A 25552-nucleotide genomic window follows, 5' to 3' on the forward strand; every position below is an offset into this window, starting at 1 on the left:
CTTTCAGCCATGCTGTAACACCTGTACACCTGTAACCCTTTTTTTAAAGAGGGGGTAAGATCGCCCCGAATAGAGGCAATAGTCTTATTTACCGTGGTGATAAATTTGGCGGTAGGGAAACCGCTACGCCCTTAGGTTCCGTAAACCGTTTTGCATCGCGTAAGTTGGCCAGACGGATACGTTTTGCTTTGTCCTGTGCGTGATATTCATCATCACTGTAATGATGTAATCGTGCCAAGATCGCTAATTTAGCCTGATAAAAAAGCCAGGTTTCCGAGTCAGCGGTAGGGATACAACCATCGTTATAAAGAATAATTCGCCTCGGATCAGGATCTCCTTTCAGGGAGATTGCTGCTGCTCTTTTGGGTGTAATTCTGACATTGAAAAGCACAGGGTATTCTTCATAGTAGACAAATGATCTACTGCTAAAACCAACTGGCTTGTAGTTTCGATTGAGTAGTGCGTAGCGACCGCATGGCTGCAAATTTAGGCAATATGGCATGGCGAGGGCACGTATATTAGCTGACATTTCTAAGCCCTCCATTGCGAAGCGCTAGGGCATCAGCTTCTTCTGATGGGTGGTATTCGAGTTGGATACCATCCCAAACTAACCAACCTCCCAGAGAGAGACCTGCTCTAAGGCGGTAAAGGTTCACCACCTCAGTATCAGGAAGGCCTAGTACTGTTGTATTAGGGGAGGAGAGATACCAATGGGCACGGCCATGTTGCTGATCAACAATAGGGTTAAATGAGTCAGAACCTACAGCTAGAAATGCTGCCTCACCCGTTGGCCATAGAAATAAAAGCAACTCATAACCAGGGATAGAACAGCCTCTATCAAATGTCTCCATGACAGAGCTGAGGAAGAGTTTCTGATCTTTAGGGCTCAGGTTTGAATTTGAGAGAAGTATTTTCTGCTCAAACTCAGCGCTTTCTGTTTTCCGATAGCTTCGAGCAAAATCAGCTACTTGCTGGTGTGTGTAGGGAGAGTAGGCACGAAGAGTCATTACTTGCCTCCCGCACGAGAAATAGCAACTCGATCTTGCACCCATTGGCAGACCTCAGAAGAAAGCCAACCACTAGCGCGCTCACCAAGCTTGATAGGGGTGGGGAATTCGCCTTTTTTCACCAGGGCGTAGATATAAGTCTTCTTGAGTCCAGTCTGACGCTCTACCTCGGGTAGGCGCAAAATAGGGTCATTCGTGAGGCTAGATACAGCATCTGGCACTTGGCGGTGAGTATTTGAGAGGGTCACATTCAATCTCCTTTAATAAACCACAGTGAACGTCTGTGGCGGTGAGGAGATTGAATCAATGAAAGGAAAGCCAGGATATCCGCTTACCGGTTAAAGATTCTTTCTACCGGTTCAAAGAATCTTTTTACCGGTAGAAAGATAAATTAGACAGCATTACCAATTGCAGTACGATTCCTTGTTGTTTCGGATTTTACCGATTTCCTGCTCAAGAAACTTCTTAGCGGCATCATCATCCTTCCACTGAGAGCCATCAGCCGATCTTCGCCTCTCCTTAGCTTCTTGAAGATACTTATATGCAACTTTGTTCGCAGTTCCATAGCTTTGGCTAAGCTTTTCACGAATATCAAATAGCCACTTTCGAATACTTGATGTCCACCGATCGCGCTTTTCTCTTCGGCTCCGCTGATCATCGCTAAGTACCTGCCCGGCTTTATGCTCACCTTGAAATTTTACGGCCTGGCGAATAAAACCTTCAGCCTCAGCTAAACAATGGTCGATCCATTTCCTGTCTTCTCGCATTATTGGCTGAGCGTCACATTCAAGAGCATCAAGCAAATCAAGGCCCTTATGAGCCCATATGATCGCATAGAGGGAATATATCTCAGCATCTGTAACTCGCTCATCCAACACTGGGAAAGGCCGACTAATCTTTCGAGCAAAAGGTAAGACAAATTTCGGGTCTATCTGACTCTCCAAGAGATTCATAGGGCTTTCGTCAGTAGCAAAAGCAGCGGGTTTCCACTCATTTCCAAGACGTTCTGCCTGTTGAAATACAGCGTCTCTACAATGTTTTAATTGTCAGGCCTGCACTTTTTTCCACTCTTCGATGCTATCCGTCTGACCCCAAATTTTTCTTCCTTGTTGGATTATTGAGGCAAGCCGGCCTGCCTTTGAGGATGGAGACATATCTTCTAATCTGGGCCATGGGCCGGTTAAAGGATCGAAGTCAGTCCGCCCTAACTTTGGATTTGAATGAGTAGAAGCCCTATGAGTAAGACTCGCCCCAAGCTCCATTGCATAGAGTATCGCTTCCTCATAGTCACGATTCTTTAAGGCCGCTTCAAAACACGCCCCAGTAGCAAGTATATGTAGCACCCGAAGAGGCGAGTCTATTTCGTTCGCTGCATTATCTTTTTTGACTTGATCAACAAGCTCGAAAAATGAATTTGGGGCTAAAGTGCTTGTTTTCTCTTCATTGGCAATTAATCCCTCACTTTGAAGAGAGAAGGAAATCTGACTCCTAAGCTGGGCAAGGAAATCTTTCAAGTTTTCTTCCGGTGCCCGAGTATTTCCTTCAAACTGCTTCAAAGCTGTTTCAATACTCATTACAAGCTTATCGGTCTCAATAATTCGTAGTGAATCATCCATAACTGTATCCCTACTGAACCCACAATGAGCGAGCTACGTTAAAAATTACCTCAACCTAACATTCAACCTTCGAAGGAAAGCTCTAACTTTGCTGTGCAAATATCGGTACTACCTTTCCACTTCCCCGCATCTCATCAAGATAATTTGCCCACCACTGCATCATCTCTTTTCGCTCATCCATATAACGAGCATGGTGGGTATACGCAGCCCGTACCCCATTCCTTTCCATGTGGGAGAGTTGCCTCTCAATAGCATCAGGATTGAAGCCAGTCTCATTTAAGATTGAGGAAGCTGTAGCGCGGAAGCCATGGGGGTTTGCTTTACTTCTTCCTTCTTGGGAACCATCCCAGCCCATTTTAAAAATTGCTTTACGCATAGTGTTATCGGACATGGGCCGGGCCCTTTCGCGCTCAGAGGGAAAAAGTAGAGAGTACTGGCCAGTTAAAGACTTCAACTCTTCAAGTGCAGAAAGTGCTTGTGAAGACAGCGGCACAATATGATCCGTGCCCATCTTCATACGATCACCAGGGATACGCCATAGAGCAGATTCAAAGTCGAACTCTTCCCAGCGTGCACAACGCAATTCGCCAGGTCTAACAAAGGTGAGTATCAGTAACTGAATAGCAAGCTTGGTTAATATCCGGCCCCGCTTTTGGTAGAGGTCTAACTCTTTCAGGAAACCAGGTAACTCTTCTCGTGGGAGGGAAGCCCGATGATTACTTTTTCGGCTACGCAAAATACCCGTTAACTCAATCGCTGGATTGTGAGTAAGTTTGCCAACCTGAACGGCATAGCGACAAACGCGGCGAATATCCTGTAAAACCCGTTGCGCAACATCCATAGCATCCCGCTCCTCAATATCGCGGACAATGGTTATTACATCTTGGAGCTGAAGATCGGCAATGGGCCTTGGGCCAATTCGAGGGAAGGTATTATCTTGTAGCCTAGTCCATACACGGTTGGCATGGTCCTCTGTCCAAGTTCCTTTCTGGTGGTTCCACCACTCTTCAGCATCAGCAGCAAAACTCCGGTCAATATTAACTCAGGCTTGCTGCTTCTCAACTCATTTTTGTGCTGAAGGGTCACGGTCCTCTGCTAGTAGCTGTTTTGCTTCAGCTACTTTTTGCCTCGCCAGTTTGAAACTTACAGAGGGGTAAATGGCCAAGGTCAACGTCTTTTGCTTTCCTTGGAATCGATATTTAAGCCGCCAATACTTAGAGCCAGTAGGCTTGATCAACAGGTGCGGTCCCTATCCATCCGTAAGCCACTGATCCTTGTCGCTTGGTTTGGCCTACTTGACTTGCTTGATTTGAGTATCTGGCAGAGCCAAGGTGGTGCTACCAGTTTCTAAATTGAACCAAGTAGCACCAGATAACACCGGATGACAACGAACGAGAGCGGAGGGCTGTGTACCCTCCAGATAGCAAAAAGCCCCGATTTACGGGGCTTTCTGGATGATTCCGAACTTCTTCGGATCTTGATGTGGTGCCCAGGGCGGGACTTGAACCCGCACGAGCATAGCTCACTACCCCCTCAAGATAGCGTGTCTACCAATTCCACCACCTGGGCTAAAATTTTACTGTTGTTCCTCGTCACCATCCTGACCAGCGGCTGGCTCTTGAGATTCGCCGCTTTCTGCTGGAGCCTGAGGAACATCACCGGCTTCCAGATCTGTTTCAAGTTGCGGTATATCGCTTTCGATTTGTGGCAACTCATTGGCCGGTCCAACTTGCTCTACTGCAGCAGGTACTTGCGGCAAATTAGGATCGATGTTGGCATCTGCGTTTTGGCGAGCCAGGAAGGCCAGCCCCAAACTGGTGACGAAGAATACCGTCGCCAAAATTGCTGTCAAGCGGGAAAAGAAATTTCCGCCACCTTGACTGCCAAAAACAGTCTGAGAAGCTCCTGCACCAAAGGAAGCACCAGCCTCAGCACCTTTACCCTGCTGCAATAAAATCAGGCCAATGATACCTAATGCAACCAGAACATGTATACCTAAAACAATTTTTTCCATTTTCTGGAAACTCTCTGCCGGGGTTATACTAACCCGTTTTCAGTATTCCCTAATTCGCTCGCTGAATATTATCCAGCAGCGCGACAAATTGCGGCGAACTCTTTCGCATCAAGCGAAGCGCCACCCACAAGGGCGCCGTCAATATCAGCCTGCGCAAATAACGCGCTGGCATTAGCGGATTTTACACTACCGCCATATAAAATCTGTACTTCATCGCCCACATCTCCGAGTTCTCCTCGAATAAACTGGTGGACGTCCTGAGCCTCTTCAGGAGTTGCGGTCTCACCGGTGCCAATGGCCCAAACTGGTTCATAGGCCACAACCGAACGCTTCCAGACATCACTCTCTGTGATATCGCCGACAGCTTTAAGCTGGTCTGCGACTACCTCGAGAGTTTGCCCTTGCTCGCGCTCTTGCAAGGTTTCCCCCACACAGAGGATCGGAATCAAACCCGCCTCTTGAGCAGCCACAAATTTCTTGGCTACCAGCTCGCTTGTCTCCCTATAGAGACTGCGGCGTTCGGAATGCCCGACAATGACATAGCGGACATTCCAGTCGAGCAACATTTCAGCAGATATTTCACCGGTGTAAGCACCACTGGACTCCTGACTGAGGTTTTGCGCACCGACGCTAAAGCGCTCCTTATTCTCTCCAACCTGGGAAACCAAGGGGATATAAGGAAACGGTGGACATACAACAACCTGAGCAGCAATAGCCTGCAAGTCGAAGTCAGAAAAAAAACGCTCGGCAAATGCTTTACTGCCGTTCATTTTCCAGTTTGCTGCTACCAGCGGTATTCGCATGTGTGCTCCTTCAAGGGGCGCAAATCTTAGCGACATTGCCGCCAACATACAACCAAAAATATACGAGTTTGTTTAAGTCTCTGGTGGCGCCCTATAGAACACAGCAAAGGCGACCCGAATAAAGGGCTCAGCCGCCCCCAACCCTTTGCACTACAGAGGAAATTTGCTGTGCCAGCTGCTCTACTTGAGTGCTATCACGACCTTCCACCATCACGCGAATCAGGGGCTCCGTGCCAGAGGGGCGCAATAACACGCGTCCATTCTCAGCGAGCTGAAGCTCCGCATCACTGACTGCGGCCACCACCTCTGGGTGATCGAGTATACCATCGCGATGCCCAAGTCGCACATTGATCATGTGCTGGGGAAGCATCTGCATACGCGCCTTGAGTTGGTGCAGTGGTTGATCAAACTCTGAAAGGGCACGAAGTACCTGGAGAGCAGCAACAATACCATCTCCTGTTGTGGAGGCATCGGCACAGATAATATGACCGGAAGACTCGCCACCCAGCATCCAGCCATTTGCCTTCATTTTTTCGAGCACATAGCGGTCGCCAACTTTAGCGCGTTCAAACGGGATATTGCGCTCGCGCAAAGCCAGCTCAAAGCCATAGTTGCTCATCAGGGTGCCGACAATGCCTTTACATCCGCCGAGATGCTCCTGTTGATACAAGCCAATGATAAAGAGCAGTTGGTCACCATCGACAAGCTCACCGTTGCGGTCAACAAACAAGACTCTGTCGCCATCACCATCAAAGGCAATCCCCAAGTCTGCATCCTGCTCCACTACCGCGCGCTGTAGCTGCTTGGGTTTGGTGGAACCGCACTCCAGGTTGATATTCAGTCCGTCGGGGCTTGCGCTCAGGGCTGTAACTTCCGCCCCCAACTCACGAAAGACCTTCGGCGCTATGTGATAAGTGGCCCCATTTGCACAATCAAGGACAACCTTCAACCCACCCAGGGAGAAGTTCCAGGGTGTCGACGCTTTGCTAAATTCGATATAGCGTGAGGCAGCATCATCGACTCGATAAGCCTTGCCAAGGTTTTCAGCCGCTTCCATCGGAAGCTCTAGAGCGGCTTCGATCTCGCGCTCTACTTCATCGGGAAGTTTATAACCTTCACCACAGAAGAACTTGATGCCGTTATCATGGAAAGGATTATGCGAGGCACTAATAACAATTCCCGCTCGGGCATGGAAAGTGCGGGTGAGGTAGGCAATAGCGGGGGTAGGCATGGGGCCAAGCAAACCCACATCGACTCCAGAATAGATCAACCCCGCCTCCAGGGCCGCTTCAAACATATAACCGGAAACCCGAGTGTCCTTGCCAATTAAAATGTAGGGGCGATTGGACCGTTTTCCCGCAGACATTTTCCCTAGCACTTTACCGGTGGCGTATCCCAACCGCAGCATAAAGTCTGGGGTAATCACCCCCTCTCCCACATGACCACGAATTCCGTCAGTGCCAAAGTACTTTCTTTCCATATCTTTTCTCTATAGACGTTAGTTGCACCGCATTATTTGACTGGTATAGGACAGATTGCCCCCACAACTTGAAATCGTTAAAGATTGTGAGAGTTAAGCGTTAAAACCATCAATGATTTGCTGCAAACGCAAAACATCTACCGTTTCAGCAACGTCGTGCACCCGTAAGATCTTTGCCCCTCGTTGGGCTGCCAGCATAGCCAGTGCCAAACTGCCAGGCAGTCGATCCTCTACCTCTCGCTGCAAAAGACGCCCGATCATAGACTTGCGTGATAAGCCAGCCAGTATAGGAGTTTCCGCTGGTCCCAGTTGGGATAAAGCCCTCAAGAGAGCAAGATTATGGGCGTCAGTCTTCCCAAAACCAAAACCTGGATCCAATAGGAGGTGTTCTCGGCTAATACCCGCGGCCTCGCAGGCCTCAATGCGCCCTGCCAGGTAATTTGCGACTTCAGAAACGACATCTCCATAAGCGGGAGCGCTTTGCATAGTATTGGGCTGTCCCTGCATATGCATCAGGCATACTGGCAGACCTGTTTGAGCAGCAGCCTCAAGAGCCCCATCTCGCTCTAGCGCGCGAACATCATTAATAAGCCCTGCGCCCACTACAGCAGCTTCACGCATAACCGCTGGTGTACTGGTATCAACCGAGACGACAACATCCAGCCTAGCGCAAATAGCATCCACTACAGGCAGTACCCTGTCGAGCTCCTCCTGCTCGGAAACGGGATCGGCTCCGGGGCGAGTGGACTCACCGCCTACATCAATAATTGCGGCTCCCTCTAATAGCATTTGCTCGGCCCGACGCAAGACAAGGGATAGATCTAGCATCCCGGCCTGATAGTAACTACCGCCATCGGAAAAGGAATCAGGGGTGGTATTTAGAACCCCCATCACCACAGGTGAGGAGAGATCCAGGATGTGTTTTCCACAGGTAATTTTCATATACAGAGATAAAAAAACGGAATGTCGAATCGGGTTGGATTGACGCCATCCCGATCTACATTCCGTTTATGTCCTTTGAACTTTTGCTGAGAATCAGTGCTCGTTTAACGGGCCACCAACCGAGTTACTTTTGTCAGCCTCGGTGGAAGCTTCAGAAGTATCGGTTTTATCCGTTTCATCGGTAGAACTGTTGCCACCGGAGCCGAAGTTATTGTCTTCCCAGTCTTTAGGTGGGCGCACCTTGCGGCGAGCCATCAGGTCGTCCACCTGTTCCGCATCCAAGGTTTCGTATTCCATTAAGGCATCTTTCATTGCCTCGAGAATATCGCGGTTTTCCTCCAGCAACTGACTAGCACGCTCGTAGCAGCTATCAATGATACGGCGAACTTCCTCATCGATATCATTAGAGGTCTTGCCGGAAACCGGGTTACCTTGCCCCGGCTGACTACTCTCATCTTCCCCATAGTGTAAGGGGCCTAGCTTTTCAGAAAGTCCCCATTTGGTCACCATACTACGTGCCAGGTCGGTAGCACGCTCGATATCGTTGGACGCACCAGTTGTCACACCATCTATACCCAGAGTCATCTCTTCAGCAATACGACCACCAAACAGTGAACACAACTGGGATTCAATCGCACGTTTGGAAAGGCTGTACTTATCCTCCTCAGGCAAGAACTGGGTGACCCCCAGAGCCCGGCCACGAGGGATAATGGTAACCTTGTGTACCGGGTCATGCTCAGGCACCAGGCGGCCAATAATCGCGTGGCCAGCCTCGTGATAAGCGGTATTCACCTTTTCCTTCTCATTCATCACCATGGACTTACGCTCAGCACCCATCATGATCTTGTCACGGGCGCGTTCAAACTCTTCCATGGTCACCGTACGTTTGTTGGCACGGGCTGCAAACAATGCAGCTTCATTGACCAGGTTGGCCAAATCGGCACCGGAGAAACCTGGCGTGCCCCGAGCAATGGTCTGGGCATTAACCTTGTCATCCAGCGGGACCTTGCGCATATGCACTGTCAAAATCTGCTCGCGCCCACGGATATCCGGTAGGCCGACAAACACCTGACGGTCGAAGCGACCCGGGCGTAGTAAGGCGTGATCGAGCACATCCGGGCGGTTAGTGGCGGCGATCACGATCACCCCTTCACTGCCTTCAAAGCCATCCATCTCTACTAGTAGCTGGTTGAGGGTCTGTTCACGCTCGTCATGACCACCGCCAACTCCGGCGCCACGGTGACGGCCTACAGCGTCGATTTCATCAATAAAGATAATGCAGGGAGCTTGCTTCTTGGCCTGATCGAACATGTCACGCACGCGAGAAGCACCCACGCCGACAAACATTTCTACGAAGTCGGAACCTGAAATAGAGAAGAAAGGTACCTTTGCCTCACCGGCAATGGCCTTAGCCAGCAGGGTCTTACCGGTTCCGGGAGGACCACACATCAGTACACCACGAGGGATATTCCCCCCTAGGCGCTGGAACTTGGTGGGATCACGCAGGAACTCTACCAGCTCCTGTACCTCTTCCTTTGCTTCATCCACACCGGCTACATCGGCGAAAGTGGTTTTGATCTGGTCTTCGCCCAGCAGGCGCGCCTTGCTCTTGCCAAAGGCCATAGGCCCGGAGCGACCACCAGCACCGCCCTGCATCTGGCGCATGAAAAACATAAAGACGGCAATAATAATGAGGATCGGGAAGCTCGCTACCAGCAGCTGCTGCCAGATACTGGGGGACTCAGGTTCACGGCCAACGAACTGGGTATTACTGCGGACCAGCTCATTAGTGAGCTCATCGTCAATAATCTGTGGCTGGATAGTCTTGAAGCGACTGCCATCGGCTTTTTCGCCAGTGATCACCAGACCGTCCACAACGACACTTTTCACCTGTCCCGACTGCACATCCTGAACAAAGTCGGAATAGCTGAGAGCCTCATCCCGTGTCTGCGGCTTAAAGTTCTGAAATACCATCAGCAGCACTGCCGCGATGATCAACCACAGTACCAGGTTCTTTGCCATATCATTCAAAGGGATAGCCCTCTCGCTTTCGCACTCAAAATCCGTTCATTTTGCTGTGCCGATCCTATCTATACCCATCAAGTCAGTATAGGTGTAGGAGACAACAGCCCTGCCGCCTTATGGAATAATGCTTATACCATATCCAGCCGACAGACTAGAAATACGCCTTCGCACCTAATTGCCCTTAAAGCCCCTGGCCACCAGGTAGACTTCGCGAGAGCGAGGCCTGGAGGCGCCAGGCTTACGAGTCACAACACTGTTGTAGCTCGCGCGCAAGTCGCGGATCAGCTCGTCGAACCCTTCGCCCTGGAAGACTTTGGCCACAAAGGCACCGCCGGGCTTTAAAACCTGCCGGGCCATGTCTACCGCCAGCTCTACCAAATACATGGAGGCGGGCTGATCAACATCGCGTATCCCACTCATATTGGGGGCCATATCGGAAATCACAAGGTCTGCCATCTCATCGCCAAGATGTTGCAACAACGCATTTAGCACTGACTCCTCAGTGAAGTCACCTTGCACAAAGTCCACACCGGCCAGGGGGTCCATCGGCAAGATATCAGACGCCAAAACCCGGCCTTTGTGCCCTACCAGCTCCATCGCCACCTGAGACCAGCCTCCCGGTGCTGCGCCCAGATCGACCACGGTCATGCCCGGCTTAAACAGACGGTCCTTATCCTGCAACTCCTGCAGCTTATAGCTGGCACGGGAGCGATAGCCCTCTTTCTGGGACTGTTTGACGTAATGGTCATTAAAATGTTCACGCAGCCAGCGGTGGCTGCTCTTAGATCGGCCCATCGGGTACAATGCCTACAATCACTACAGCTTAATTGTAAGAGCGACCATAGGCCGCGATCGAACACGCCGAACAACTAATAAGTGTTGGCTACGATCACGGCTAACTTGCCGCTCCCATATCGATATCCACAAAGTGGTAATGGAGTATTGTATGCCTTTAACCGCCGACCGCAAAAAAGCACTTCGCTCTCTCGGTCACAATCTCAAACCTGTCGTGACCGTAGCGGGCAATGGGCTCAGCGAGGGCGTGATGGAAGAACTGGAACGTGCACTGGAGGATCACGAGCTGATCAAGGTGAAGCTAATGATCGCCGACCGTGAAGTCCGCCACCAGGTTGTGGGGGAGCTCTGTGAGAAATCCTCCTCGGAGCTAATCCAGGAGATCGGCAAGATTGCTTTGATTTATCGGGCAGCGCAGAAGCCGGATGTGCGCAAGTCCAACTTGCTACGTTGAAGACATGACAAGAAGCGGCCTTAGCCGCTTCTTGTCAACTCCGTCAGCCGTCTGTATCAGCAGCAAACTTACATGATACAGGTAGTTCCCAAGACTCACCACTAGACAATCTAGTGAGCCAACACCTCTTCCCATCAGTAAGCAGCTGGAACTTGATTGGCTTCGCCATATTTCGGCCAATTAATGCCATATGCTGCCGATCACTCTCTACTACCAAAAGACTCTTTTCCAAAAATACATCAGGGCCTAGAGTAATTTTAATTCCACCCATAGCTTCTGATACCAAGGCTCGAATCTTCTCTCTAACTTCCGGACTAGTATCTTCTAGCAGCGCCGGCTGGGCACTTTGAATATTTGACTGAGAGGCGCAGCCAAGACATATCAATGCGAGACAACAGAAACCTATCAGGGCTGCAGTTTTCATTCTATCTCACCATTATCCTATTGCTGCGAGAAATTTCCTTTGGTACTTGAGCATTCGATAATGGAATACGTGTATTGACCCCAGACTCAGAAAATGCACTCACGGCAATTTCTCCACAATCCCCAGTTTCAATATAGTTAAGAGCCGCAGCAAAACGCGCCTCGTTAACATCGCCCAGTAGATGATTAAAATCATCGCCGATGTTACAACCTGGCAAATCAGCTTCTGTGCCGTAGGTGCCATTTGGTACAAAGCCATCAGAATAATCGCCAAATCCTTTGGCATTTACACCAGAAAACTGAATTGTGAAATAAGTAGTACCGCAATTATCCAGTGGATAAAAACCATAGGGCTTACCACAAGTTGTTTCACCAATCTGAATAACCTCTACATCTATTCCACGTAAACCATTAATAATGGCTTCACTGGCCGAGCAAGTATTTTCACTGGTCAAAACAAATACGCGTGGAAGATTTAGTGTAGGTAGAGAATCTCCTTTTAAAGACTCATCTATAAGGCCGAGAGCTGAAGTATAAAACGGAGTTGGGTCAATTGGCTCACCCGTGATTGGATTTGTTTCTGGGTGCTTATCATTGAACTCAGCTCGTTCGAAGGGTTGGCCAATTGAAGCTGAACCAGCAATCATATAAGCCAACTCCGCAGCGATATCCAAATAGCCACCACCGTTGTAGCGTAAATCTAGCACCAAATCTTCAACTGCAGCAGATTCCAGCTGGGTAACGGCATTAATTAGTTCCGCCTCTGCTGTTGCAATATGATCATTGAAAAGCATATAGCCTACTTTACGACCAGAGTCTGTCACCTCAGCTTTTACATACTGAACAGGGTCAGATTTCAATGCCGAGGCAACAAGAGTAACTTTTTCAATGGTAGATGAGCCCAATGGCCTAATTTCAAAGGTGTGGGATTCACCTTCATTCTCAGGCCACATGCCATAGTTTAAAGTGTCTACATCTTCGCCATTGGCCAAGTCGACACCATCCACGCTGATTACCTCAGCACCTCTGGTAATAATACCCGGCAGATTTCCTCCATCTTCTTCATCCAGATAGGCAACGACCGCTTTTCGCGGCGGCTTACTCGACAGAAGCGCCCATTGCAGGCCATAGCCAACGTATACTCCAGACTCAGTTTGCGAAAGCCACTCATTAGTGGGGACTGTGTAGTGAAAACGGTCCTTATCCTGACCGGAAGGTGTTTTCGCAAAGGTTTTTAGCTCATCAAAATAAGCCAATGAGTCATCAAAGCTTGCTGGATTCTTATCTGTGATTTCATCGTACCAAAGATAGATCTCATTACTCATTGAGCGAAGCCAGTTGTTCTCATCTTCTCGCGTCCCTAGCTGATCGACATATTCATAACCGGTTGCTGGATCAGTACCAGTTCTTGGAGAAGCACATCTGCCAATAAAAGTTGAGGATAAAAGGAAATTATTCTCAATCCAATTACCTCCAACTGGAGACGGCTTCTCGGTATCAACAGAGCCGCCATCCGCATTCGCGCTTTCAGGCGTATCACCGCCACCGCCACCGCCACCGCCACCGCCACCGCCACCGCATGCAGCCAAGCTGAACACACTAAGCGCAATCAATCCCCGAATGACAAGCTCACGAAAATGGGTCCCCATCCCCCAACTCCTTTAATTTTATTAAAAACTGTAAAGGCCGGGAGATTATCACTATTGACAAAGGCGAGCGACAGTCAATTAAGCTTGAAAAGAATTATGCCTACCGAAAAACAAACGGGCCTGGAGTGTTTAATGCCAATCTGGCACCAACGCCCCAAGCCCGAACGAAGCTACCTGACAATTCATCGTCAGGTATTATTTAATCAGTCGCACACTTTACCAAGTACACCCTGCAAACTATCTTTGGCATCGCCAAATAGCATACGCGCGTTTTCCTTATAGAAAAGGGGATTTGCCACACCGGCATAACCGGAAGCCATGGAACGTTTAAGCACCACTACTCTACGCGCTTTCCAAACCTCCAGTACTGGCATTCCGGCAATTGGCGAGCCCGGTTTTTCTACGGCATCGGGGTTAACCGTGTCATTGGCTCCGATCACCAGTACCAGGTCTGTACTGGGAAAGTCGGGATTGATTTCATCCATCTCCAGAACAATGTCGTAAGGCACGTTGGCTTCGGCTAACAAGACATTCATATGGCCTGGCAGCCGTCCCGCAACAGGATGGATACCAAAACGCACCGTTTTACCCATGCCGCGCAGGCGATCGGTCAGGTCACTGACCGCTTGTTGGGCATGGGCAACAGCCATTCCGAATCCAGGCACAATGATAATACTATCCGCAGCCTTGAGATCATCGGCCAGCTCCTGCTGGTCAATAGCAATAGCCTCACCATCAACCTCCTCATCGGAGACTTCCCCACCGTCGGAGCCGAAACCACCGAGAATCACGCTGATAAAAGAGCGGTTCATGCCACGACACATGATATAGCTGAGGATCGCACCAGAAGAACCGACCAGTGCACCCACTACAATAAGCAGATCGTTACCCAGCATAAACCCGGTTGCCGCCGCGGCCCATCCTGAGTAGCTATTCAGCATTGAGATAACCACCGGCATATCGGCACCGCCAATTGCAGCCACCAGGTGAATGCCGAGCAATAACGCAATAGCTGTCATTACTAACAAATTGAGAACCGTGGCCGCATTTACTTGCGCAGGCACAAAGAGCACACCCAATACAATACAGGCCAGAATAGCAATCAGGTTAAGCCAGTGGCGGGCCGGCAACATCAGCGGCTTACCGGAAACCAGTCCCTGCAACTTACAGAAAGCGACTAAAGAACCCGTTAACGTAATGGCCCCAATAAAAACGCCGAGGTAAATTTCGGTGCTGTGTACAACATGCGCTGAGCCATGCAAATTCACTCGGGGATCAAGAAATCCACCCCAACCAATGAGTACTGCAGCCAAGCCCACGAAGCTATGCAGCAGTGCCACCATTTGAGGCATCTGGGTCATAGCCACGCGTTTCGCCAAGGATAGGCCTATTGCAGCACCAACCACCATGGCAATGATGACCATCCAATAGGCACCGGAGGTAATACCGGCAATGGTAGCAATTATGGCAACCGCCATACCGACCATGCCGTAGATATTTCCACGCCGCGCAGTTTCATGGCTGGACAAACCGCCCAGACTCAAAATAAACATTACTGCGGAAAAAAGATAAGCCATTGCAATCATACCGTTCATCACTTATCTCCTTTCTTACCGGCGAAACATTTTCAGCATTCGGTAGGTAACAAAAAAACCACCGAATATATTAATACTGGCTACAAGAACTCCTACAAAGGCGAGCAGGGTAACAAGCCCCGAGCCAGTAGCACCCAACTGCAACAGCGCCCCAACGACCACAATCCCTGAAATGGCATTCGTAACACTCATTAAGGGTGTATGCAGGGCATGGGTGACATTCCAAATCACCTGCCAGCCAATGAAGATGGCCAATACAAAAACCGTAAAGTGAGAAACAAACTCTGGCGGAGCCACTCGACCTAGCCACAAAAGCAAAACAGCAGCGATTGCCCAGAAAACAAAAATTGACAGCGGCGACTTGCGCTTATCTTCCTTTTCTTCAACTTTAACCCTGGCTACTTCAGCCGCTTTAGGTGATTTCTTAGGCTGAGCAGAGACTTTGGGAGCGGGGGGTGGCCAGGTAATTTCTCCAGACTTCACCACAGTCGCCCCACGAATAACTTCATCGTCAAAATTCAGGTCTATTTCACCGTCCTTTTCTGGAGTCAGCTCGCTGAGCAAATGAGCAAGATTGGTAGAGTACAATCTTGAAGATTGTGTGGCCGCACGACTGGGTAAATTGGTATAGCCGATGATTGTCACATCACTGTGCACAGTTTTTTGGTGGGGCACGGTGTAATCACAATTCCCCCCCATTTCCGCCGCCAGGTCTACCACCACAGAGCCCGGTGCCATACTATCGACCATATCGGCAAGCCATAGTTTTGGCGCAGGCTTACCGGGTATAAGTGCCGTAGTAATAACAATATCGACTTCCTTGGCCTGCTCACGGAACAGAGCCATTTCAGCATCAATAAATTCTTGGGACATTTCCTTGGCGTAACCGCCAGAACCGGAACCCTCTTCCTCTACCTCTACAGTGAGGAACTCAGCGCCCATGGATTCAACCTGTTCCCGCACCTCGGCACGGGTATCGAATGCCCGCACAATGGCACCCATACTTTTGGCTGTACCTATCGCCGAGAGCCCGGCGACACCGGCTCCGATAACGAGTACTTTGGCTGGTGGAATTTTTCCTGCCGCGGTGATCTGTCCAGTAAAAAATCGGCCAAAATTATGTGCGGCTTCGATAACGGCGCGATAGCCAGCAATATTAGCCATGGAGCTGAGCGCATCCATTTTCTGGGCACGGGAAATCCTGGGGATGGATTCAACTGCAAGCGCGTTAATATTGTTTTCAGCAAGCTTTTGCAAGAGCTCGGCATTTTGTGCCGGTTTTAAAAAGGCGATCAGCGTTGCACCTTTAGGAATCAATGCCAACTCTTCATCCGTGGGTGACTGTACTTTTAGAACAACATCCGCCCCCTTAAAGCAAGTCGCCATGTCTTCACGAATCTCAGCTCCAGCTTGCCGATAAGAATCATCATTGAAACTAGCCCTGTCACCAGCCCCTGCCTGCACAACAACAGAAAAACCCAAATCAAGTAAACGTTTAACGCTATCTGGAGTTGCCGCAACACGCGCCTCCCCCTCTGCGGTCTCTCTAGGTATGGCTATTATCACCGCCGTGCCCCTCATAGTTAATATTATGAATTTACAACTACATCTACCTCAAAAAGGTCTGGGTTGCCCAATTTATAAACAGGCCGAGTGTAAACGCCGAAAAGAGGGATTGAAAGGGAAGACACCTAATAGCCACAATTGGTGAAATTTATAAGGCTAACAATCTTGTTTCAAATGAAACCACAATTCACATACGTAGAAAGGTTACAACAGCAACAGGAAATCGCTAAAAAAATGGAGAGAATCTCATTTAGCCGCAAATTATTGGATACCCAACATCGAAGCTTAAAGATTAACTTTTTCAATATTAAAATTCTTACTCTTACCTCACCTTCCTTATCTAAATAGAGCTCGCAGTGAGACCTCCATAACAAAATTTGATGCAAAAATAGGACCATCCAACTTTAACAATCAAAATTTAATGTGAAATATTTTTTCCATAGGCCCCCAAAGTTTTTTCGAAATAGAATTTCTACAGGATTTTCTACTAAACAATAGCTCAAAGCCTCTATAAATTTCGCACTTGTACTAAAGATCCAATAGTCGCAAAATGGCGCGGCAAGAAACAATTTGGAACTCTCGCACACTTCATGGAACTAGAAGAATTTATTTTATTTGACCCCTATCGCACTTTTGGCACAAATTTTGATTAACTCTTGATAAATAGTATCAAGCCCTTGAACGAGTGCCATATCAAGCCGTGTCAAACATTAGCCCCGCAATCATGTTGGTTGACGACAACCACGAGCGTGCTCATTCGGTCCGTGAGCGTTTACAAGCTGCCGGATACACAATTGTTGCGCAAATAAGTAGCGCAGAAGGGCTTCTTTTCCAAGTGGAAGAGTATCGACCTGACATTGTACTAATCGATATCGAATCTCCCGATAGAGATATTTTAGAGAGTCTCGCTGTAGTTAATCGCGAAGCCCCCACACCGGTCGCTATGTTCTCCAGTCACAATAGTGCGGACTTTATCAGTCGCGCGGTCGAGTCTGGAGTGAGCGCTTATATGGCCGAAGGGATGACACCGGAGCGCGTTGCACCGGCGATAGAAATTGCCATGGCTCAGTTCAAGAGCTTCCAGCAACTGCGCCAATCTCTTGAGAGGATCCAACAGCAGCTCAGCGACAGAAAAACCATTGAGCGAGCCAAGGGACTATTAATGGCAAAGAAAAATCTCACAGAGAAAGATGCCCACAAGATTTTGCGCAATCTTGCTATGAGTAGTAATGCAACCATGTGCGCAGTAGCCGAGCAACTTATCTACTATTTCCAAAGCGAGCATTGAATCACCGATGTCTTCTTTACTATGCCCGGAAAAAAAATTGATCAAACTGCTGTATCTGCGACTCACCGACAGTGCCCCTCTAATAGTCGCTCAGGAGAAAGGGTACTTTCACCGATTTGGTCTAGAAGTGCAGCTGCAAAGGGAGACTTCCTGGGCAACCCTGCGTGACAAATTGATTGCTCGCAAGGCCGACGCAGCAGCCATGCTGGCCCCAATGCCATTAACCTTGTCGCAAGCCTTGCCTGGCTGCAAAGAACGGTTCATCAGTGGTTTGATACTCAGCTGCAATGGCAACGCTATAACTCTTTCGGAAGACCTCTATCAACGCCTGCACCACTACACATCCCAAGCAACGCAACTCGATATTGCCTCAGCATTAAAAACTTACCTGCAAAAAAATACGGGTGCTGCACCAATAAGACTCGCTACAGTGTATCCATTCTCCAGTCACACCTTACAATTGCGCCATTGGTTGCAGGCTGCAGGTATCAACCCCGATCAGGATTTACAGCTTATTGTGCTCCCCCCCGAGCAAATGCTAGAGAACCTCCACAGAGGAGTGATTGATGGTTATTGCGTTGGAGAGCCATGGAATAGCCTGGCGGCCTACAAAGGAACCGGTGTAATAGCCACCGCCTGCAATGCCCTACTGCCAGCAATGCCGGAAAAGGTATTGGCAGTAACCCAAAGCTGGCATGAAGCCAACCCAGCCAGTCATTTGGCGCTCCGCGCCGCATTGCTACAGGCTTGCTCATGGTTGTCCGCCCGGGAAAACCGCCACGAAGCAGCTGGAATACTCTCGCAAAGGCATTATATGGATTTACCAAAATCAGTATTACAAGGTTCCCTCAATGACCAGATTCTCTACCGTCGGAACACTGACATCATAGCTAATCCGGGCTGGCATTTGTTCGCTCATACGGATAATGACAACGGTCACCCCAATGAAGCAAAAGCCCAGCAATTGATAAAAATGTGCAGCGACTTTAGCGAGACCGACTCAGCGAACAATCAGAACTTTAGATCGGACCTCTACCATCAGACTTTGGATTATCTCTGCACTAAAAAATAATGGCACATTAATTGAATGGAAATATATCGATGGTGCAATGTCCTGCCGCAAGGCGCATACGCACAGTCAATCCCTCTTTCACCAAAGATACCGGGCAATGAAGTCCATTGACTGTGACCCAAAAAAGGGCGCGGCGGTGGGCTTTTTTTGTGCCTGCGGAGTTTGCAAACAAAGGAAATGCACATGTCCAGTGAATCCCTCAATCTTTTCTCTTTTCGAGGAAAGATAAAAATCCTACACCTAACCTGGGTGGCTTTCTTCATTACGTTTTTTGCCTGGTTTAACCATGCCCCATTATTGATGGCTATATCAGAGAGCCTGTCACTCACGCCCGATCAGGTAAAAACGCTTCTTATTTTAAATGTCGCCCTAACCATTCCCGCACGTATTGTGATCGGAATGCTCACCGATAAGTACGGCCCAAGGCTCACCTACTCCCTGCTGCTTGCAATCGGCAGTGTTCCCTGCTTTATCTTTGCCTTAGCGGAAAACTTTACCCAGGCAGCAATTGGGCGCTTTCTGCTCGGTTTCATTGGTGCGGGCTTTGTTGTCGGCATACGCATGGTTTCGGAGTGGTTTCCCGCTCGCCAGCTGGGTACCGCTGAAGGCATTTATGGGGGCTGGGGTAATTTCGGATCGGCCGCTGCCGCTATGAGCCTGCCCACCATCGCACTGTTTTTTGGTGGCGATAATGGCTGGCGCTATGCGATTGGTATCACTGGGGTTATTGCACTGGTCTACAGTGTGATTTACTACTTCTCCGTGACCGATACGCCCAAGGGCTCCACGTATTTCAAGCCGAAAAAAATTGGGGCAATGGAGGTCACCAGTTCAGGAGACTTCGCCCTGTTACTGATTATGAAGGTACCAATGTATGCAGCCCTGGCATTGTTAACCTGGAAACTTTCAAGTGGTGTCGGTTTGATCTCCAGCCTTGCTGCCACCTTGATTTATTGTGGGCTCGGCTTACTTTACCTGCTGGATGCACGCAAGACATTTAGTATCAACCGCGAAGTTTTCACTAATCCTCCAGCTCCCGTACACCGCTACAAATTCAAGCAAGTGGCCGTACTCAATTTACTCTACTTCGCCACTTTTGGTTCCGAACTGGCCGTGGTCTCTATGTTGCCACTGTTTTTCTCTGAGACTTTTACCCTGGACCCAGTAAAAGCGGGCTTGCTTGCCTCCGCTTATGCGTTTATGAATCTGATGTCCCGTCCAGCGGGGGGCTTGATTAGTGATCGCTGGGGACGAAAGTCCACCCTGCTGGTACTCACTGCGGGCCTGGCATTGGGTTACTTCACTATGAGCTTGATCGATGCCGAATGGCCACTCTACCTAGCCGTTGCCGCTGCAATGGCGTGCTCTTTCTTTGTGCAGGCCGGTGAAGGGGCGGTATTTGCTGTAGTCCCCCTAATCAAGCGACGCCTTACCGGGCAGATCGCAGGTATGACGGGTGCTTATGGCAATGTAGGTGCAGTGTTTTATCTCACCATGTTGAGTTTGGTTTCCTACCAAACATTTTTTATGGTTATCGGCATCACTGCACTTCTCGGCTTTGTCGCACTGTTATTATTAGAGGAACCCGAGGGGCAAATGGCCGAGGTACATCCCGATGGCAGTGTATCAATGATTGATGTCGCCTGATAAAGAGCAGCACGTAAAATCTTCAGAAGAGGGACAGAACCTCTCCGAAGTATCTGAGAATTTGCAGAACAAAAAGATGGGTGCCTTGCAAATTTTCAGCGCCACCTGTGCCGGCCAACGCCGGCACAACGACGATGCCTGTGCAGTGCGGCTACCAAAGGGGATAGAATTCAAGCGCTATGGTGCGCTCGCAGCTGTTGCCGATGGTGTCGCCAGCGCTGAGGCTGGCGGGGAGGCCGCTCGCGCAGCCATCAATGGTTTTTTCTCAGATTATTACAGCACCCCGGAAACCTGGTCTACCCGCCACGCAGTAGCGCGGGTTCTCCACTCTCTCAATAGCTGGTTATATCGGCAAAGTGGAGGCAGTGTAGAAATTCAGCGTGGCTGGCTCACCACTTTCTCAGCCATTATTTTTAAGGGTACCAGCGCCCATTTAGTGCATGTTGGGGATACACGCATCTACCGTCTGCGCGCCGGCAAACTTGAGTGTCTCAGCCGCGATCATAGTCACCAACTGTCTCCCGGGCGCACTTTTCTCAGCCGGGCACTGGGTATGGATGTCCACATCGATGTGGACTATCGCTGTGAAGCGCTACTACCCGATGATATCTATTTGCTGAGTAGCGATGGGATACACGATTTCTTGCCCGAAACCTCTATCCAGGAAAGACTCGCTGATTTCGACAGGACCACACCGCAACAGCTGGTTGATGCGGCCCTGAAGGCTGGCTCAAGCGATAATCTGAGTGCAGTCGCTGCCAGGGTCAATCACCTGGACTTCCCGCAGTGCGACGAACTGACAATGCACAACCGGAAGCTGCCCTTCGCCCCGGATTTAAATCCCGGCCAAAAACTCGATGGCTTCCTTATTCTGCAGGAACTTTATGCCAGCAAGCGCAGTCACCTGTACCTGGCCCAAGATCTTGAATCCGGTGTACTTCGCGCTCTTAAAACCCCGTCAGTAAATTACTGCGATGATCCGCATTATATCGAGCGCTTTATCGCCGAGGAGTGGACTGGCCGGCGAATCAACCACCCAGGGATTATCAAGTTATATCCCCCAAGGGCAGAGCGCGCTTGCCTTTACCATATTCTCGAATATGTCGAGGGACAGACCTTACGACAGTGGATGCAACTTAATTCCCAGCCGCAAATATCCCAGGTACGGGAGCTGCTGGCGCAACTGGTAAGTGCCTTGCGCAGCCTGCAACGCCTAGAAATTGTGCATGGCGACCTGAAGCCAGAGAACATCATGATGCGCAGCCATGGGCGTCTGGTCATCATTGATCTGGGAGGGGTTGATGGGCCCGGCCTCCGGGAGCAATTACATTTCTCAGAAACTGGTGCTCCAGGCAGTAAAAATTATGCGGCTCCCGAATTCTTTTTTGGGGATAGTGCCAGCCACCGTTCAGATATCTTTTCCCTTGGAGTCATCGCCTATGAATTACTTACGGGAAAATACCCCTATCCCGAGCGCCTGGGCAACCTGCACTATCAGCTAAAAAGTTATCAACAAATGCGTTATACGAAAGCGTATACGCACCGTAGGGATATTCCCCATTGGGTGGATGACGCCCTGCAAAAAGCCTGCGCTGCCGACCCCAGACAACGCTACGACAGCCTGTCGGAATTCATTCAAGATTTACAGCACCCCAACCCGGCCTTCAAACCACCCAATAGCCGCCCACTACTGGAAAGAAACCCTGTTTTGTTCTGGCAACTGATAGCGCTCATCCTGCTGCTTTCTCATCTCCTGTATATTTTCTAATAGCCCATCAGCGGATCTCAGTTTTACCTACCAGCAGCCCGAAAATAAATTCTCCACGCCTCCAATATTCCACAGAATTTCATTAAGCACTAATACAGAGCAGAAAATTAGTTTTTCGCACCAACTTGTCGCAAGGTGTCGCAAAAATTGTGGACAATAGGCACAGATTGGCGCCATTCCAGGGATCAATATTGGCACGGAGATTGAATACATTAAATGACCAACAAAATTCTCCCCCAATTCGAGGCAACGGCGCCTGTACTCTTCGGCAGAAGAGGAGGCGCCCCTGCCATATCAAGCGCTTCCCCTCCTGCCGAAAAAATTGACTTCAGATGGCAGGAATAGCAATGAAGGTAAAGAAAGAAAAGCAAAAGCTGGTTGTGATTGGTAACGGCATGGTCGGGCACCACTTTCTTGAACAGCTGGTAGAAAAAAATAAAAGCATCGTTTTTGAAGTCACCGTCTTTTGTGCGGAAGCCAGGCCCGCTTATGACCGCGTACATTTGTCCGATTATTTCTCCGGGTGCAGCGCTGAAGATTTGGCCATGGGCCATATCGAGCAGTACCATGAATGGGGCTTCGAGCTAGAACTCAATAATCCCGTTATTGCCATTGATCGCGAAAAGCAAACCGTTACTGCCCAGAACGGAAGCTTATATACATACGATCAACTAGTACTCGCCACAGGGTCCTATCCTTTTGTACCCCCCATCCCAGGACACCAGCACGAGCGCTGCTTTGTCTACCGTACCCTCGAAGATCTGGATGCTATCCGCACAGCCGCATCTACAGCGCAAAGCGGTGTTGTTGTCGGTGGTGGTCTACTCGGTCTGGAAGCGGCAAATGCTTTAAAAGCCCTTGGGCTAGAAGCCCATGTAGTGGAGTTCGCGCCGGGGCTTATGGCCACTCAGCTCGACGAGGGCGGCTCCGATTTGCTGCGCAAAAAAATCGAAGCTCTCGGTGTAAAGGTACACACCAGTAAGGCCACTGAACTTATTGCAGAAGTTGATGGCCGTTTGCGTATGCAGTTTAAAGGAGGAGATGAACTGCTTACCGATATGATTGTCTTCTCCGCGGGAATTCGCCCTCAGGATGCGCTGGCAAAAGCTTCGGGACTGCAGGTTGGCGAACGCGGTGGCATAGTCATCGATAACTGCTGTCGCACATCAGACCCTAAGATTTTTGCTATTGGAGAGTGCGCGCTCTATGAAGGGCGGATCTTTGGTCTGGTAGCTCCGGGCTACAGCATGGCACGCACCGCCGTCGCACAACTTACCGGTGCAGAGATATTTTTTAATGGTGCCGATATGAGCACCAAATTAAAGCTGCTCGGTGTTCAGGTCGGTTCTATTGGCGATGCCCACGGGCGCAGTGAAGGTGCGACCGCAATTACTTTTGTAGATGAGCAGGGCGGCGTTTACAAACGTATGATAACCGATGCCAAAGGCCAGAAACTGCTCGGGGCAGTGCTGGTGGGTGATACCGGTGATTACGATACTCTACTGCAATATCACCTTAATGATATTGAGCTGCCAGAGCACCCTGAGCAACTTATCCTTCCCTCAGTTGATGGAGCAGGGTCTCCTCTCGGTGCCTCGGCTTTACCTGCCAGTGCCACCGTATGTTCCTGTTATAACGTAAGTAAAGGACAGATTATTGATGTGGTACACGGCGGCTGCCAAACCTTGGCGGAAGTCAAGGATGTGACCAAGGCCTCCACCGGCTGTGGTGGTTGTGCGGCACTGCTAAAAAATATTGTCGATACTGAGTTAGCGGCACTAGGTATGGAGGTAAATAATCACCTCTGTGCGCATTTCACCTATAGCCGCCAAGAGCTATTCCATATTATTCAGGTTGGGGAAATTAAAACCTTTGATGACCTCCTCGATAAACATGGCAGCGGCCAGGGCTGTGAGGTGTGCAAACCCACTGCAGCTTCCATCTTCGCCTCTCTGTGGAATGAACATATTCTGGAACAGGCCCACGTTGGCCTGCAGGATACCAATGACACTTTTATGGCGAATATGCAGAAAAATGGTAGCTACTCTGTAGTACCGCGTATTCCCGGTGGCGAAATCACACCAGAAAAACTCATTGTGATTGGCGATGTTGCCAAACGCTATGACCTTTACACCAAAATTACCGGTGGCCAGCGTATTGATCTTTTTGGTGCTCGCCTCGAGCAGCTACCAGAGATTTGGCGAGAACTGGTTGATGCGGGATTCGAAACCGGCCATGCCTATGGAAAGTCTCTGCGCACGGTTAAGTCTTGTGTAGGCAGTACCTGGTGCCGCTTCGGGGTGCAGGACAGTGTTTCAATGGCCCTGCGCGTGGAAAACCGCTACAAGGGATTGCGCTCGCCCCACAAAATCAAGATGGCCGTATCTGGCTGTACCCGCGAGTGCGCCGAAGCGCAGAGTAAGGATGTGGGAGTTATCGCCACAGAAAAAGGCTGGAACCTATTTGTCGCCGGTAACGGCGGCATGCGCCCACGGCACGCTGACCTATTCGCCACCGATCTGGATGACGAAACCCTCATTCGATATATCGATCGCTTCCTGATGTTCTACGTGCGCACCGCCGATAAATTGCAGCGCACCTCGGTCTGGCTGGAAAGCCTTGATGGTGGGCTCGACTATCTACGTGAAGTCATTATCGATGACAAATTGGGAATCTGTGCCGAACTTGAAGCGCAAATGTCGCGCGTGGTTGATAGCTATCAATGCGAATGGAAGTCCGCTATTAACGATCCGGAAAAGCTGAAGCGTTTTCGTCAGTTTGTTAATAGCGGCGAAAGTGATGACAAAATTGTTTTTGTTAAGGAGCGCGGTCAACCCCGCCCGGCTACCACCGAGGAAATATTGAAAGCTGCAGAGTCTGCCTAGTGGCGCATTCCAAGAAGTACTTTCATTTGAATGAACAAGAATTAATTTCAATTTCTGATTTTTTTCACAATCCCGTAAGGAAATTGTTATGTATCAAGCCAGCGCCAAACCAGATCCATTTAATTCTATTGCCATAACCCGCCCCCAATGGCTGCCAATCTGTCGACGCTCAGATCTGGTCAGCAATTCCGGGGTGTGTGCCCTTTGGGGCGATACCTCCTCAGAAAAAGCTGGCAACACGTTTAGATCTGAGAAGAAAAAAGGTATCGCCCTATTTTTTTTACCCGGGCAGGATCGACAGCTTTATGCCGTTGACAACTGGGATCCGATCGCACAAGCTGGGGTTATTTCGCGGGGAATAATTGCGGAGCTGGAGGGTGAATTAACTATTGCTTCACCACTTTATAAACACCATTTTCGCCTTGAAGATGGTGTTTGTATGGAAGACGCCAATATCCAGCTCGCCACTTACCCTTTGGCATTTAATGGAAATACCGTTTATATCGGTTGCAATAAGTAAGAA

24 protein-coding genes and 1 tRNA gene are annotated in these 25552 nt (G+C 49.5%); 7 read left to right on the forward strand and 18 right to left on the reverse strand.

Translation table 11 applies throughout. The features are described 5' to 3' along the window. Positions 1–88: 88 nt before the first annotated feature. The 14 genes from FIU95_RS16280 to rlmE all read right to left on the reverse strand — a co-directional run bounded on the left by FIU95_RS16280 (position 89) and on the right by rlmE (position 10682). Positions 89–529, reverse strand: a complete 441-nt coding sequence (locus FIU95_RS16280; RefSeq protein ID WP_152454763.1) for a hypothetical protein — start codon at positions 527–529, stop codon at positions 89–91. After that, complete coding sequence (locus tag FIU95_RS16285; RefSeq protein WP_152454764.1) at positions 519–1007, reverse strand: hypothetical protein; 489 nt, start codon at positions 1005–1007, stop codon at positions 519–521. The genes FIU95_RS16280 and FIU95_RS16285 overlap by 11 nt, the downstream gene beginning before the upstream one ends. Further along, positions 1007–1255, reverse strand: coding sequence for a helix-turn-helix transcriptional regulator (locus FIU95_RS16290; RefSeq protein ID WP_371416934.1), 249 nt, complete (start codon positions 1253–1255; stop codon positions 1007–1009). The genes FIU95_RS16285 and FIU95_RS16290 overlap by 1 nt, the downstream gene beginning before the upstream one ends. Positions 1256–1408: 153 nt before the next feature. Further along, positions 1409–1960, reverse strand: coding sequence for a hypothetical protein (locus FIU95_RS16295; protein ID WP_152454765.1), 552 nt, complete (start codon positions 1958–1960; stop codon positions 1409–1411). A 93-nt stretch (positions 1961–2053) separates the two neighbouring features. After that, positions 2054–2623: a hypothetical protein gene (locus FIU95_RS16300; RefSeq protein ID WP_152454766.1), complete on the reverse strand. Its 570-nt coding sequence runs from the start codon at positions 2621–2623 to the stop codon at positions 2054–2056. Between the two features lie 82 nt (positions 2624–2705). After that, positions 2706–3659 (reverse strand): tyrosine-type recombinase/integrase, encoded by a 954-nt coding sequence (locus tag FIU95_RS16305; RefSeq protein ID WP_216646365.1) that lies wholly within the window; start codon positions 3657–3659, stop codon positions 2706–2708. A gap of 27 nt (positions 3660–3686) precedes the next feature. Then, on the reverse strand, positions 3687–3860 hold the full coding sequence (locus tag FIU95_RS21820) for an Arm DNA-binding domain-containing protein (RefSeq protein WP_216646263.1): 174 nt from the start codon (positions 3858–3860) through the stop codon (positions 3687–3689). A gap of 246 nt (positions 3861–4106) precedes the next feature. Next, positions 4107–4192 (reverse strand) — tRNA-Leu (locus FIU95_RS16310). Positions 4193–4199: 7 nt separating this feature from the next. Further along, positions 4200–4637: a preprotein translocase subunit SecG gene (gene secG, locus FIU95_RS16315; protein WP_152454767.1), complete on the reverse strand. Its 438-nt coding sequence runs from the start codon at positions 4635–4637 to the stop codon at positions 4200–4202. Between the two features lie 68 nt (positions 4638–4705). Next, positions 4706–5440: a triose-phosphate isomerase gene (gene tpiA / locus FIU95_RS16320; RefSeq protein ID WP_152454768.1), complete on the reverse strand. Its 735-nt coding sequence runs from the start codon at positions 5438–5440 to the stop codon at positions 4706–4708. Positions 5441–5567: 127 nt separating this feature from the next. Further along, on the reverse strand, positions 5568–6920 hold the full coding sequence (glmM, locus tag FIU95_RS16325; RefSeq protein WP_152454769.1) for a phosphoglucosamine mutase: 1353 nt from the start codon (positions 6918–6920) through the stop codon (positions 5568–5570). A gap of 93 nt (positions 6921–7013) precedes the next feature. Next, positions 7014–7862, reverse strand: a complete 849-nt coding sequence (gene folP, locus FIU95_RS16330; protein ID WP_152454770.1) for a dihydropteroate synthase — start codon at positions 7860–7862, stop codon at positions 7014–7016. 93 nt (positions 7863–7955) lie between these two features. Further along, a complete protein-coding gene (ftsH, locus tag FIU95_RS16335) occupies positions 7956–9884 on the reverse strand; it encodes an ATP-dependent zinc metalloprotease FtsH (RefSeq protein ID WP_152454771.1) in 1929 nt (642 codons plus the stop codon). A 174-nt stretch (positions 9885–10058) separates the two neighbouring features. Continuing rightward, on the reverse strand, positions 10059–10682 hold the full coding sequence (gene rlmE, locus FIU95_RS16340) for a 23S rRNA (uridine(2552)-2'-O)-methyltransferase RlmE (RefSeq protein ID WP_152454772.1): 624 nt from the start codon (positions 10680–10682) through the stop codon (positions 10059–10061). Positions 10683–10833: 151 nt separating this feature from the next. Between rlmE and yhbY the strand changes: the two genes are divergently transcribed. After that, complete coding sequence (gene yhbY / locus FIU95_RS16345) at positions 10834–11136, forward strand: ribosome assembly RNA-binding protein YhbY (protein WP_152454773.1); 303 nt, start codon at positions 10834–10836, stop codon at positions 11134–11136. Positions 11137–11179: 43 nt separating this feature from the next. Here yhbY and FIU95_RS16350 read toward each other — a convergent pair whose 3' ends face one another. The 4 genes from FIU95_RS16350 to FIU95_RS16365 all read right to left on the reverse strand — a co-directional run bounded on the left by FIU95_RS16350 (position 11180) and on the right by FIU95_RS16365 (position 16384). Next, positions 11180–11560 (reverse strand): hypothetical protein, encoded by a 381-nt coding sequence (locus tag FIU95_RS16350; RefSeq protein WP_152454774.1) that lies wholly within the window; start codon positions 11558–11560, stop codon positions 11180–11182. A gap of 1 nt (position 11561) precedes the next feature. Further along, a complete protein-coding gene (locus tag FIU95_RS16355) occupies positions 11562–13208 on the reverse strand; it encodes a S41 family peptidase (protein ID WP_152454775.1) in 1647 nt (548 codons plus the stop codon). A gap of 203 nt (positions 13209–13411) precedes the next feature. Further along, positions 13412–14803 (reverse strand): Re/Si-specific NAD(P)(+) transhydrogenase subunit beta, encoded by a 1392-nt coding sequence (pntB, locus tag FIU95_RS16360; protein WP_152454776.1) that lies wholly within the window; start codon positions 14801–14803, stop codon positions 13412–13414. 15 nt (positions 14804–14818) lie between these two features. Next, positions 14819–16384 carry a Re/Si-specific NAD(P)(+) transhydrogenase subunit alpha gene (locus tag FIU95_RS16365; protein WP_152454777.1) on the reverse strand — a complete coding sequence of 522 codons (1566 nt, stop codon included), beginning with the start codon at positions 16382–16384 and terminating at the stop codon, positions 14819–14821. A gap of 685 nt (positions 16385–17069) precedes the next feature. On the opposite strand from FIU95_RS16365, the gene FIU95_RS16370 reads away from it, so the two are divergent. The 6 genes from FIU95_RS16370 (at position 17070) to nirD (ending at position 25549) form a co-directional block, all read left to right on the forward strand. Then, positions 17070–17657 carry an ANTAR domain-containing response regulator gene (locus FIU95_RS16370; protein ID WP_253868693.1) on the forward strand — a complete coding sequence of 196 codons (588 nt, stop codon included), beginning with the start codon at positions 17070–17072 and terminating at the stop codon, positions 17655–17657. Positions 17658–17694: 37 nt separating this feature from the next. Beyond that, a complete protein-coding gene (locus FIU95_RS16375) occupies positions 17695–18729 on the forward strand; it encodes a CmpA/NrtA family ABC transporter substrate-binding protein (protein WP_253868695.1) in 1035 nt (344 codons plus the stop codon). 183 nt (positions 18730–18912) lie between these two features. Further along, a complete protein-coding gene (locus FIU95_RS16380; RefSeq protein ID WP_152454779.1) occupies positions 18913–20376 on the forward strand; it encodes a NarK family nitrate/nitrite MFS transporter in 1464 nt (487 codons plus the stop codon). Then, a complete protein-coding gene (locus tag FIU95_RS16385; RefSeq protein ID WP_253868697.1) occupies positions 20366–22144 on the forward strand; it encodes a bifunctional protein-serine/threonine kinase/phosphatase in 1779 nt (592 codons plus the stop codon). The genes FIU95_RS16380 and FIU95_RS16385 overlap by 11 nt, the downstream gene beginning before the upstream one ends. Before the next feature lie 347 nt (positions 22145–22491). Next, positions 22492–25029 (forward strand): nitrite reductase large subunit NirB, encoded by a 2538-nt coding sequence (gene nirB / locus FIU95_RS16390; RefSeq protein ID WP_152454780.1) that lies wholly within the window; start codon positions 22492–22494, stop codon positions 25027–25029. A gap of 88 nt (positions 25030–25117) precedes the next feature. Next, the gene (gene nirD / locus FIU95_RS16395; RefSeq protein ID WP_152454781.1) at positions 25118–25549 is read left to right on the forward strand and encodes a nitrite reductase small subunit NirD; all 432 of its coding nucleotides are present in this window, start codon (positions 25118–25120) and stop codon (positions 25547–25549) included. The last annotated feature ends 3 nt before the right edge of the window (positions 25550–25552 follow it).

The sequence above is a fragment of the Microbulbifer sp. THAF38 genome (assembly GCF_009363535.1).
In the GTDB taxonomy this organism is placed as follows: Bacteria; Pseudomonadota; Gammaproteobacteria; order Pseudomonadales; family Cellvibrionaceae; genus Microbulbifer.

What these genes read in the sequence shown, in the direction of transcription:
- FIU95_RS16280 (WP_152454763.1), bottom strand. Translation starts at nt 529, where the DNA reads ATGTCAGCTAATATACGTGCCCTCGCCATGCCATATTGCCTAAATTTG.
- FIU95_RS16285 (WP_152454764.1), bottom strand. Translation starts at nt 1,007, where the DNA reads ATGACTCTTCGTGCCTACTCTCCCTACACACACCAGCAAGTAGCTGAT.
- FIU95_RS16295 (WP_152454765.1), bottom strand. Translation starts at nt 1,960, where the DNA reads ATGAATCTCTTGGAGAGTCAGATAGACCCGAAATTTGTCTTACCTTTT.
- FIU95_RS16300 (WP_152454766.1), bottom strand. Translation starts at nt 2,623, where the DNA reads ATGGATGATTCACTACGAATTATTGAGACCGATAAGCTTGTAATGAGT.
- secG (WP_152454767.1), bottom strand. Translation starts at nt 4,637, where the DNA reads ATGGAAAAAATTGTTTTAGGTATACATGTTCTGGTTGCATTAGGTATC.
- tpiA (WP_152454768.1), bottom strand. Translation starts at nt 5,440, where the DNA reads ATGCGAATACCGCTGGTAGCAGCAAACTGGAAAATGAACGGCAGTAAA.
- glmM (WP_152454769.1), bottom strand. Translation starts at nt 6,920, where the DNA reads ATGGAAAGAAAGTACTTTGGCACTGACGGAATTCGTGGTCATGTGGGA.
- folP (WP_152454770.1), bottom strand. Translation starts at nt 7,862, where the DNA reads ATGAAAATTACCTGTGGAAAACACATCCTGGATCTCTCCTCACCTGTG.
- ftsH (WP_152454771.1), bottom strand. Translation starts at nt 9,884, where the DNA reads ATGGCAAAGAACCTGGTACTGTGGTTGATCATCGCGGCAGTGCTGCTG.
- rlmE (WP_152454772.1), bottom strand. Translation starts at nt 10,682, where the DNA reads ATGGGCCGATCTAAGAGCAGCCACCGCTGGCTGCGTGAACATTTTAAT.
- yhbY (WP_152454773.1), top strand. Translation starts at nt 10,834, where the DNA reads ATGCCTTTAACCGCCGACCGCAAAAAAGCACTTCGCTCTCTCGGTCAC.
- FIU95_RS16350 (WP_152454774.1), bottom strand. Translation starts at nt 11,560, where the DNA reads ATGAAAACTGCAGCCCTGATAGGTTTCTGTTGTCTCGCATTGATATGT.
- FIU95_RS16355 (WP_152454775.1), bottom strand. Translation starts at nt 13,208, where the DNA reads ATGGGGACCCATTTTCGTGAGCTTGTCATTCGGGGATTGATTGCGCTT.
- pntB (WP_152454776.1), bottom strand. Translation starts at nt 14,803, where the DNA reads ATGAACGGTATGATTGCAATGGCTTATCTTTTTTCCGCAGTAATGTTT.
- FIU95_RS16365 (WP_152454777.1), bottom strand. Translation starts at nt 16,384, where the DNA reads ATGAGGGGCACGGCGGTGATAATAGCCATACCTAGAGAGACCGCAGAG.
- FIU95_RS16380 (WP_152454779.1), top strand. Translation starts at nt 18,913, where the DNA reads ATGTCCAGTGAATCCCTCAATCTTTTCTCTTTTCGAGGAAAGATAAAA.
- FIU95_RS16385 (WP_253868697.1), top strand. Translation starts at nt 20,366, where the DNA reads ATGTCGCCTGATAAAGAGCAGCACGTAAAATCTTCAGAAGAGGGACAG.
- nirB (WP_152454780.1), top strand. Translation starts at nt 22,492, where the DNA reads ATGAAGGTAAAGAAAGAAAAGCAAAAGCTGGTTGTGATTGGTAACGGC.
- nirD (WP_152454781.1), top strand. Translation starts at nt 25,118, where the DNA reads ATGTATCAAGCCAGCGCCAAACCAGATCCATTTAATTCTATTGCCATA.